Genomic DNA, 964 nt, shown 5'->3' on the forward strand with positions numbered 1-964 from the left:
TTACTAGTATGTATAAATCTATTTTAACTTTTTTATATAGGTATAAGCAATTTTTTTTTATTTAAATTTATATAATATTTGCAGCTAATAAATTTAATAAACTTTATTAGGCTAAAAATTTCCCTTTATAACTATATTATTAAATTATGTTAAAATATAAGTATAGATTAACTTAATATTTATTAAAGAAAAATAAATCCTATTGGAGGGCTTATGTATAAAAAACTTTTTAAAGATTTTAAATATTTATTTACATACAATTTAAGCACATTAATTATATTTGAATTGTTTCATAAAGGTATAGCTGTATTAGCAATTGTACCTTTCATTAATTTACTTATAAATTTAGCTATAAAAAAAGAAGGATTAGCCTATTTATTTTCTCAAAATTTAATAAAATTAATTACTAATCCAATATCTATAATTTTAATTTTAACAGCTGTAATATTACTTGTTTTTTATATATTTTTTGAAATAACAGCTGTAGTTATATGTATTGAAGAAGGAAGAAAAGATAATAAAATTAATTTTTTTAAATTAATTTTATTATCTTTTAAAAAAGCTTTATTAGTTTTAAACCCTAAAAATATTTTATTATTTATAATGATATTAATTATAATTCCATTAACTAATTTAAACTTTACTTCAGGATTATTGATGAAATTGAAGATTCCAGAGTATGTTCTACACTATATAAATTCTAATAAGCTTTTAAATATTATATATATAAGTGTTTTTTTGCTTATATATATATTAATGAATAGATGGATTTTTAGTATTTATCAAGTTATATTAGAGACAACTAGCTTTAATTTAGCTATAAGAAAAAGTTTAAAAGCTACTAAAAAGAAACTTATTAAAATAATTTTGTATTCTATTATTTTATTTGTAACAACTTATTTAGTTGGTATAACAGTATATTATATTGGAATTGTATTTATAGCCTTATTTTCAAAATATATTT

General features: G+C 17.0%; 1 protein-coding gene. It reads left to right on the plus strand.

Features of this window, described 5'->3' with window-relative positions; genetic code table 11:
• Nucleotides 1–213: 213 nt before the first annotated feature.
• Nucleotides 214–964 (plus strand): glycerophosphoryl diester phosphodiesterase membrane domain-containing protein (locus GBZ86_RS16285; protein WP_207707481.1); only part of this gene is annotated, 751 nt, incomplete at its 3' end.

This window comes from Clostridium tarantellae (assembly GCF_009295725.1).
Lineage (GTDB): Bacteria > Bacillota > Clostridia > Clostridiales > Clostridiaceae > Sarcina > Sarcina tarantellae.